Genomic DNA, 7,282 nt, shown 5'->3' with positions numbered 1-7,282 from the left:
CGGCGGCCGCCGGCCGGGCGAGCGCCGTCGGATCCAGCGGCGCCCCCGGCACCCGGGTGAGCATCAGGTGGGCCGTCCCGTCGCCGTCGTCCTCGGTGGACAGCGGCGCCGGGACGGCGAACGGCAGGCCCGCCCGGCCGACCGCCCGCAGCGTCGCCGCCCGGGCGGGGAGCCGGGCCGCCGCGGCCGGGGTGCGCGGGAGGCACAGCACCCGGCGCGCACCGACCAGCACGCGGTGGAACTGGCCCTCATGCACGGCCGGTTCCGTACCGTCCTCACCCGTCAGCCGTGCCACGAGCGCCGCGTGCTTCCGGTGCGCCGCGTGGTCGTCGGTGGGGCGGGCCGTCATCCGTCACTCCTCCGCAAGGGCCCGAATCAGGGCTGGTTGAACCGTACTTCCGGGTTGTCGCGCGTCGGACCCGCGAGCAGCGGCTGTGGGATCCGCCGCAGGTGCCGGTCGAAGAAGGCGGCGACGTAGGACCGGGTGATGTCCACCGACCGCCGGCCGGAGAGACCGGATCCCGGGTACGGGGTCCCCGGCGGCAGCAACTGGTCGCCGAGGAAGGGGAAGTCGGAGAACGAGAAGTGGTCCGCGCCGGCCACCGTCAGCCACCGCTTCCAGCCGCCCAGCCGGGGCCACGCCTCGTCCCAGGACTTGTCCTTGCCGCCGGGGCGGTGGATCTCGTCGTCGGTGCCGAGCATCATGAACGGCCGGCCGCCGAGCCCGCCGGGAGGCACCGCGCCCTGGAAGGCGCCGTCCATGTTCACACCCGCCCGCACCCGGGGATCGGCCGCCATGACCGCCGCCGCGGTCGCGCCGCCGAGCGAGTGCCCGGCCATCCCGATGCGCTGACGGTCGATCAGATCCGCGTGCTTCCACGGCGACCGCGAACCCGTCAGCCGGTCCAGGACGAAGGAGGCATCCTTGGCACGGTTCACCACGGCCGCGTTGAAGTCCTTCTCCGTCCGTGCCTTCTCGCACGCCACGCAGGTCAGCATCCGGCCGCCGGGGAACAGCGTCCCCGCGGACTCGTAGGCGTGGTCGATCGAGGCCACCACGTACCCCCGGCTCGCCAGGTCCTCGGCCAGGGCGGTGATCGTGTAACGGGCGACGCTGAAGCCCGGGGAGAGGACCACCAGCGGGCGGCGCCCGGCCGCCGGGGGCGCGTCGACGCGGCTGTGCGTGCGCGTCGCGGCGAACCGCTCCGGCGGGATCACCTTGTCCAGTTCGCGGCTCTTCAGCAGCAGGCGCGCCTCCTCCGTGGTGGCGTACGGGGCGGTCGGGCCGGTGCCGGGGCGGGCGGGGTAGTGGACGTCGACCATCAGCTCGCGGCCGTCGGCCTCCGGGACCCAGAGGTCCTTGCGGCCGTGGTCGACGAGGTGGAAGGTCGAACGGCCGACGGAATGCGGCCCGGTGGGGTCGGGCAGCCGGGCGGCGGCGGTGGCGGGGGCCGGCTGCGAGGGTGGCTCCGTCGCGGCGGAGGCGCCCACCGTCGCGGTCAGGGGAAGAAGACAGGCGAGTGCGGCGGCCGAGGCCGCCCTGCGGAGTCTCGTCATGGTCCGGACCCTAGGTCACCGGGCCGGGCGAGGGCAGCGATTTTCCGCCGCTCTCGGCCGCCCCCAGCTGGTCTCGGCGGGCGGCCGGACGGGCCGTCACAGGCCGCCCGGGAGACGGGCGGGACGGTTGCGGGGGCCAGCATTCCGGGTCTAGGGCACTCGTGCGAAGATTCCGTCCCCGGTCCGTGCGGACCGGGTGACAAGGGGAAACTTCGTGAAACCAACCACTCTCAGAGCGGCCGTCGGCGCCGTCCTGGCCCTGGCCGTCCCGGCGGTCCTGGTGCCCGCCTCCACCGCGAGCGCGGCGCCCCGGACCGGCGCGGTGGACAAGGCGACCGCGGCCTCCTTCGGCCGTGCCGCCGACACCCTGCTGACCGAGCGCACCTCGGCGCTGCTGGACTCGGTGAAGTCGCCGCGAATAGCCACGCAGCTCGACCGCAAGGTCAGCCTGGCCGCCGCCGCGGCCAAGACGGAGAAGGCCGGACTGGCCACCCTCCAGGCGCGCAAGAAGCGGCTCGCCGGCCTCCACGAGGCGTACACCAAGGCGGACACGCAGGTCACCGTCGACGGGACGCGGTCCTCCGGCGGCCGGGCGGTCGTGCGGCTCACCGAGACCACGACGCTCACGTACAAGAAGATCCGCGGCGACGAGCCGGTCACCACCGGCTTCAAGGCCCGGCACGAGGCCCGCTTCACCGCCCGCTCGGGCGGCACCTGGGAGCTCACGGCGCTGACGACCGACGACGACGGTCCCCTCGCCATCAACGACCCCACGGTGCGCAAGCGCGTCGCCTCCCTCGGCCCCACGCCCAGCGCCCCCCGCGCCTCCACCTCGTGGACGAGCCAGTCGGTGCCCAAGCGCGCCAAGGCCGGCGTCGACTACCAGGCCATGGCCGCGTACACCGAGAAGTACTGGCGGAACTACAACCCGTCGTACCGGAAGTTCAACGACGCCGGCGGTGACTGCACCAACTTCCTCAGCCAGGGCCTGAAGGCCGGCGGCTGGAAGCCCGAGACCGGCTCGGCGGACGACTACCGCAAGTGGTGGTACAGCGGCTCCGGCCAGTCCGACAGCTGGGTCGGCGTCAACGAGTGGTCGTGGTACGCGCTGAACTCCAAGCGCGTCACCAGCCTGGCCAACGTCTACCAGCTCGAGGTCGGCGACGTCATGCAGATGGACTTCGACGGTGACGGCTCGAAGGACCACTCCATGATGTCGACGTACCGCAGCCGGTACGGCGTCCCGTACCTCACGTACCACTCCACCAACACCTACCGGAAGTCGGTGGCGAGCATCATCGCGTCGTACCCGAACGCGGTCTACTACGCCTACCGCACCTGACCGGTGCCGCCGCGCGGCGGGCCCGGTCGTTTCGGTGAACCGGCCGGGCCCGTCGGCCTGTGTCCCCTTTTCTCTTGCGATTTGTCCGTGTCTGCGGGCTGATGTCCGCCCTTGGAGCGGGGCGGTGGAAAGCGGAGGTAACAGCCCCTGTGATACTGGGGCCGGAATGTGTGTTTTGGTGCCAGGGGGTACGAAGTTGTCGAAGAGGACCATGCAGGGTGCCACGGCCCTGGTCGCCGCGGCCACTGTCGCACTCGGGCTGTCCGCCTGCGACTCCGGAGGCGACTCCGGCGGTTCGGGCGACAAGTCCGGCGGAAAGGGCACGTCCGCGTCGCCCTCCCCGTCGTCCGACCCCGCCTCCGCCCGGAAGACCCGGCAGCAGAACCGCCGCAAGCCCGAGGAGAAGTGGGACGGCAAAGTCCGGGTGCTCGGCGACGGCTCCACGTCGTACACCGGCCCCCAGCCGAAGCAGCCGAAGCCCGAGAAGCTGAAGCCGGGGGAGAAGCCCCCGCAGTTCGTCGTCTTCTCCTGGGACGGCGCCCTGGAAGGCGACGACCACCTCTTCTCGCACTTCCGCGAGGTCGCCAAAGAGAACAACGCGAAGATGACGTTCTTCCTCACCGGCACCTACCTGCTGCCCAAGTCCAAGGCGTCCCTGTACAAGCCCCCGCAGCACAAGCCGGGCGAGTCCGCGATCTCCTACGCGACCGACGCGCACATCCGCGACACCGTCCGTGAGGTCCGCGCCGCCTGGCTCGACGGCAACGAGATCGGCACGCACTTCAACGGCCACTTCTGCGGCAAGAAGGGCGGCGGCGACTGGAGCGAGGCCGAGTGGAAGAGCGAGATCGAGCAGTCCTACTCGTTCGTCCAGCACTGGAAGACCAACACCGGCTACAAGGACCTGCCGCCGCTCCCCTTCGACTACGAGAAGGAACTGGCCGGCGGCCGGGCACCGTGCCTGGAGGGCCAAAAGAACCTGCTCAAGGCGGCGAAGCAGTTCGACTGGCGGTACGACGCGAGCTCGCCCGGCGACTTCCAGATATGGCCGTCCCAGATCGACGGCATATGGAACTTCCCGCTGCAGCTGCTGCCCTACCCCAAGAGCGAGAAGCAGGTCCTCTCCATGGACTTCAACTTCCTCTTCAACCAGTCCGGTGACGAGACCAAGGGCGACCCGAAGAAGTACGCGGAGTGGCGGAAGCTGACCCGGGACGGTTACCTCAACGGTTTCGAGCGCGTCTACCACGGCAGCCGCGCGCCGCTGTTCATCGGGAACCACTTCGAGGACTGGAACGGCGGCATATACATGAAGGCGATCGAGGACGTCATGACGTCCGTGTGCAAGCGCGACGGCGTCCGCTGCGTCTCCTTCAAGCAGCTGGCCGACTGGCTGGACGCCCAGGACCCCGCCGTCCTGGCCCGGTTCCGCGGCCTCGACCCGGCGCAGTCGCCGGACTGGAAGTCCCTGGTGAAGTAGGCCGGTCGCCGGGGCCGGCCGGCGGACCGCCCCCCCGTCCGGCCCGTGCCCGTCAGGAGGCGGTCATGTACCGCGTCCAGATGCCGAGCGGGACGGAGACGGGGGACGGGCCGGACGGGCCGCTCTTCCCCTTGTCCCTCCCGTTGTCCTTGCCCCTGTCCTTGTCCTTGCTCTTGCCGTCGCTGCCGTCCAGGGGCAGCAGCTCCTGGCTCTTCCGGTCGATGCGGGCGAGGGACACCGCCGTGGAGAGCTCGCCCCGGTACCCGACGAACCACGCCGACTTGGCGTCCTGCGCCGTGCCCGTCTTGCCCGCGGTGCCGGGCCCGGCGGCCTTTGCCGCGAGCGCGGTGCCGTGCCGGACGGCCTCCTTCAGCGCGTCGTCCACCGCCTTGGCCACGGAGGCCGGGAGCGCCTGCCGCGGCTTGGGCCGCTCCACGCGGACGTCCGCCCCGTTCCGCCGCAGCACGCTGACCGAGTACGGGTCGGTGTGCCGGCCCTGGGCCGCGAAGGTGGCGTAGGCGTCGGCCATGCGGATGGCGCTGGGGGTCGAGGTGCCGAGCGAGAACGACGGCAGCTTCTCGCCGAGGCTGCTCTCCAGCAGGCCCGTCTCCACGCCGACCTTGCCGACCCGGTCCAGGCCGACGTCCATGCCCAGCTGCATCATCGACGTGTTGACCGACTGCGCGACCGCGTTCTTGAGCGAGATCTTCCCCCAGGACTTCCCGTTGTCGTTCTCCGCCTTGACGATCTTCCCGGAGCGGTCCCAGTACGGGCCCTCCGGCGTGAGCAGCGAGATCTTGTCGTCGCCGTCGTAGAGCGTCGCCGGGGTCACGGGCGTCCGGGGCTTGCCGCGCTCGCGCTGGACGCCGTCGCGCAGCGCCGCCGCGTAGACGAACGGCGTGAAAGCGCTCCCGGCGGGAACCACCGAGGAGTTGGCGTCGTTGAAGCCCTGCTTCAGATAGCCCTCGCCGCCGTAGAGGGCGACGATGCGCCCGTCGGTGGTCACCGAGGCGACGCCGATGCGCAGGTCGCGGTCGTCGGGATGCGGCCCGAGGGCCGTGCGGGCCTTGCCCACGGACCGGGCCAGGGCCTCCACCCGCTTCCGGTCGAAGGTGGTGTGGATCTGGTAGCCGCCGCGGGCGAAGTCCTGGTCGGAGACGTCGCTGTGCGCGCTCACGTAGGCCCGCGCGGTCTCCACCAGGTACCCGGTCTGGCCCGCCAGCCCGGTGGGGTGCGGCGGAGGCACCGGCTCCGGGAAGCGGGTGTACTTGGCCCGCTCCGCCTTGGAGAGCTTGCCGATGCTCACCATGCGGTCCAGGACCCAGCCCCAGCGCTCGACCGCGCGCTCGTGGTTCTTGGCGCTCACGGCCGGGTCGTAGAGGGCCGCCCCCTTGAGCAGCGAGGCGAGGAAGGCGCCCTCGCTCGCGTTCAGCTCCGAGACGTCCTTGTCGTAGTACGCGTGGGCGGCCCGCGCGATGCCGTAGGTGCCCCGCCCGTACCAGCTCGTGTTGAGGTACTGCTCCAGGATCTCGTCCTTGGACAGCTTGCGGTCGAGCTTGATGGCGATGAACATCTCGCTGAGCTTGCGGTCGAACGTCTGCTCCTGGTTCAGGTAGGCGTTCTTCACGTACTGCTGCGTGATGGTGGACCCGCCCTGGGTGTTGCCGCCGGTGATCATCTTGGTGACGGCGCGGAGCATGCCGCTGGGGGAGACGCCGCTGTCGGAGTAGAAGGTCTCGTTCTCGGCGGCCAGCGCGGCCCAGCGGACCTTCTCCGGGACCTTGTCGAGGGGCAGGTCCTGCCGGTTGACCTCGCCGGTGCGGGCCATTTCGGTGCCGTCGGCCCAGTAGTAGACGTTGTCCTGCTGGGTGGCGAAGGCGTTGAGGTCGGCGGGTATCTCGGTGCGCGCGTACATGATCGCCAGCAGTCCGGTGATGACGCCGACGCAGCTGAACATCAGCCCCAGCGTCTGCCGCCAGGACGGAACCCAGCGCCGCCAGCCCGACCGTCCCGGCCGCGGATACGCCGGCCGCAACCACCGCCCGACGCGGCGCGCGGTCTCCTGCCGAGTGCCCAGCAGCCGCCGGAGCACGGCGGGCGCGGCGGCTTTCCGGGCATGTGCCCCTTTACGACGTTCGATCACTGCTCGACCCTATGGGATCGGCTCCCATGGATTTGTGTCGTTTTGTCGCAAAAGCGTTACGGTTCCCTGTGGATTCCCGCTGTGGCCGGAACGAGCCGCCGGGCGGAACGCGGTCCACCGCTTCGTCCCGATACGAAGGTTACGCCTGCGACCGGACGACGCTCGCGGGGGGCCTGGTGGTTCCCGGTACGGCAGGGGAACGCGATCACGGCCGAGGTGAACACTTCTCGGCCCTCGGTCATCCGTAATCCGTTGGCCGGAAACCGATCTGACCAGGCACACTTCCGTCATGCTCCCCACCGCCGACGAGTTGCTCGCCGCTCTCGACCCCCTCCCGCACCACCGCCGCCTGAGGCGGCTGGCCCGGAGCGTACCGGTCCTCGTCGAGCGGGGTACGCTCGCCGCGGTACTGGACGACCTGGACCGGCGCGGGGATTACGAGCGCCGGCTCGCGGCCCTGGCCGCCCTGGTCGGCCGGCAGGAGCGCTTCCTCGCCGAGCGCCTCGCCGACCCCGACCCCGTGGTCGCGGGGTACGCGCTCCGGGGCGCCCGGGCCCTTCCGCTGCCGGACGCCGCGATCGAGGCGGCGTACGAGGACGCGTCCGCCGCGACCCGCGACCGGATCGCCCGCTTCCTGTGGGCCGGCAACCGTCCGGCGCTCGCCGAGCGGCTCGTGACAAGCCTCCGCGAACGAGGGGACGATGCGGAGGCGGCCCGGCTGCTCCCCGGTTGCTCGACCCCCTTCGTGGCCACCGCGCTG

Annotated in this window: 5 protein-coding genes and 1 pseudogene; 3 read left to right on the top strand and 3 right to left on the bottom strand. The window is 71.3% G+C overall.

Features of this window, described 5'->3' with window-relative positions; genetic code table 11:
- Together JNW98_RS16705 and JNW98_RS16700 are read right to left on the bottom strand one after the other, a co-directional pair.
- Positions 1-349: phosphotransferase (locus JNW98_RS16705; protein ID WP_223769030.1), on the bottom strand; the 349-nt coding region annotated here is incomplete at its 3' end.
- 26 nt (positions 350-375) lie between these two features.
- On the bottom strand, positions 376-1,557 hold the full coding sequence (locus JNW98_RS16700; RefSeq protein ID WP_223769029.1) for an alpha/beta hydrolase family protein: 1,182 nt from the start codon (positions 1,555-1,557) through the stop codon (positions 376-378).
- A gap of 214 nt (positions 1,558-1,771) precedes the next feature.
- Between JNW98_RS16700 and JNW98_RS16695 the strand changes: the two genes are divergently transcribed.
- The gene (locus JNW98_RS16695) at positions 1,772-2,899 is read left to right on the top strand and encodes an amidase domain-containing protein (protein WP_223769028.1); all 1,128 of its coding nucleotides are present in this window, start codon (positions 1,772-1,774) and stop codon (positions 2,897-2,899) included.
- A gap of 211 nt (positions 2,900-3,110) precedes the next feature.
- Positions 3,111-4,379: a polysaccharide deacetylase family protein gene (locus tag JNW98_RS16690; RefSeq protein WP_223769027.1), complete on the top strand. Its 1,269-nt coding sequence runs from the start codon at positions 3,111-3,113 to the stop codon at positions 4,377-4,379.
- A gap of 52 nt (positions 4,380-4,431) precedes the next feature.
- Here the strand turns inward: JNW98_RS16690 and JNW98_RS16685 are convergent, their stop codons facing one another.
- Positions 4,432-6,522: a transglycosylase domain-containing protein gene (locus tag JNW98_RS16685; RefSeq protein WP_223769026.1), complete on the bottom strand. Its 2,091-nt coding sequence runs from the start codon at positions 6,520-6,522 to the stop codon at positions 4,432-4,434.
- Positions 6,523-6,811: 289 nt separating this feature from the next.
- Between JNW98_RS16685 and JNW98_RS16680 the strand changes: the two are divergent.
- Positions 6,812-7,282, top strand: a pseudogene (locus JNW98_RS16680) (hypothetical protein); the annotation flags it as partial.

The sequence above is a fragment of the Streptomyces huiliensis genome (assembly GCF_020037025.1).
GTDB classification, from domain to species: Bacteria; Actinomycetota; Actinomycetes; order Streptomycetales; family Streptomycetaceae; genus Streptomyces; species Streptomyces huiliensis.
This window is presented reverse-complemented; position numbering and strand designations above follow the sequence as displayed.

What these genes read in the sequence shown, in the direction of transcription:
- JNW98_RS16700 (WP_223769029.1), bottom strand. Translation starts at nt 1,557, where the DNA reads ATGACGAGACTCCGCAGGGCGGCCTCGGCCGCCGCACTCGCCTGTCTT.
- JNW98_RS16690 (WP_223769027.1), top strand. Translation starts at nt 3,111, where the DNA reads ATGCAGGGTGCCACGGCCCTGGTCGCCGCGGCCACTGTCGCACTCGGG.